The organism is Tolypothrix sp. VBCCA 56010, from assembly GCF_050875635.1.
GTDB lineage: Bacteria > Cyanobacteriota > Cyanobacteriia > Cyanobacteriales > Nostocaceae > Hassallia.
The window spans coordinates 1-413 of the sequence record NZ_JBPAOH010000446.1 but is presented as its reverse complement, the minus strand read 5'-3'; the positions used below and the strand labels follow the sequence as shown (position 1 = coordinate 413).

The 413-nt window shown below is 34.9% G+C and carries 1 pseudogene; it reads right to left on the bottom strand.

Annotation, left to right across the window (positions count from 1 at the left end):
* Nucleotides 1-379, bottom strand: a pseudogene (locus tag AABK37_RS41935) (RNA-guided endonuclease TnpB family protein); the annotation flags it as partial.
* Nucleotides 380-413: the final 34 nt, after the last annotated feature.

Here is a 413-nt window from a genome sequence, read left to right as displayed (position 1 = left end):
TAATGCATCTTTTGGCTTGATTTAGTGACCAGCCACTAGTTTTATATTCAACTGAACGATTATCTTTTTGAAATCGGGGAAATCCTTTCTTGCCTGATACTTTCTTTTTGCAATTTTGGTAAAACCTATCAATAGCGCTCCAAGCTCTTTCGGTAGCAGACTGACAAGCCATTGAATTCAATTCCTCAACAAATTTAAATTCCTTTCGTAGTGCCGTTGAGTAATTATTCAAAGCAATTTTGTTAACCTTAGCTTCTTTTTGCGCATCCATCCAATAACGGATAGCCTTATTTCTAATGAATTGTGTTGTACGGATAGCCTCATCAATAGCATTATACTGATGCTTTTTAGCTTTAACTTTATACTCCAATACCAGCACTACTTAATCACCTCCTTTAAAATTTATTGACTGT